General features: G+C 55.8%; 1 protein-coding gene. It reads right to left on the minus strand.

Features of this window, described 5'->3' with window-relative positions; translation table 11 throughout:
• The coding region (locus tag KBI52_RS01240; RefSeq protein WP_210804835.1) for a hypothetical protein at nt 1-342 on the minus strand (342 nt) is incomplete at its 3' end.
• Nucleotides 343-896 lie beyond the last annotated feature (554 nt).

Raw genomic sequence — 896 nt, forward strand, 5'->3', positions numbered from 1 at the left:
GGGCTGCTGGCTGGTCCGCGCCGCCTGACCAACCGCGCCTTTGATGCCCTTGATGAGGTCGGCGATTGGATGCTTGGACGGCGATACTGATCCCAAGACAGGGGCGCTATTGGTCATGGCGCCAGCGTAAGCTGTTAATATTCTTCGGACAAGAAGTTGCCCATGAGCCCATAGCCACAATGGTCCCTCTTCATTGCCCGCCCTGGAAGAGATCGGCAGCACGTCATCCGGGATCCTCAGGGCGAGCTCCGGCTCATCTTCGGCGAAGACGAAGGCACACGGATCAACGATCGTCTGGCGAGATATCTTGTCGAGAGCCTGAATGCGGGTCTGGAGGTACAAGACTCGAACCCGGATGAGGGCTGGTTCGTCGACAGCTCGGGCGACGGTAACGAGCAGGATCCGCCCATTCTCATTCGCGACCCCGATTTCGAGATCCGGCTCGAGATCCTCGACACAGAGAGCCCCGAGGATGATCGGGCGCTGGGCCGAAAGGTTGTGGCTCTGATCAATACCTACTTCATGCAGAACGAGGTTTCACATTCAAATGCTTCCTCCGCTGGCTCTCCAACAGAAAACCAGCATACCGGATCCAAACGCTGAGCAGTGGAGCAGATAGGGACCACATCGCAGGGCAACCATGTCTTAGCTTGTATCGCAACCTTCTTGTCGAAATGTTTGTTCAACGAAATTCGCATGTTGACGCAAGGCTAAAACGTCAGTCTCGTTCCGTTCGGGATCGAAGCACGGAGGCGGCATAGCCACTTGGAGCGACTTTGTTCTTCGGATAGGTCAACATCCCGCCGATGCTATTTTGAGCCTTCTGTAAGTCATCCTTGGCGGTCGCTTCTAACGCAGTACTCAATCAAGAACACATGCTGCGCCGATCCCATGGA

The sequence above is a fragment of the Microvirga sp. HBU67558 genome, assembly GCF_018069605.1.
Lineage (GTDB): Bacteria > Pseudomonadota > Alphaproteobacteria > Rhizobiales > Beijerinckiaceae > Microvirga > Microvirga terrae.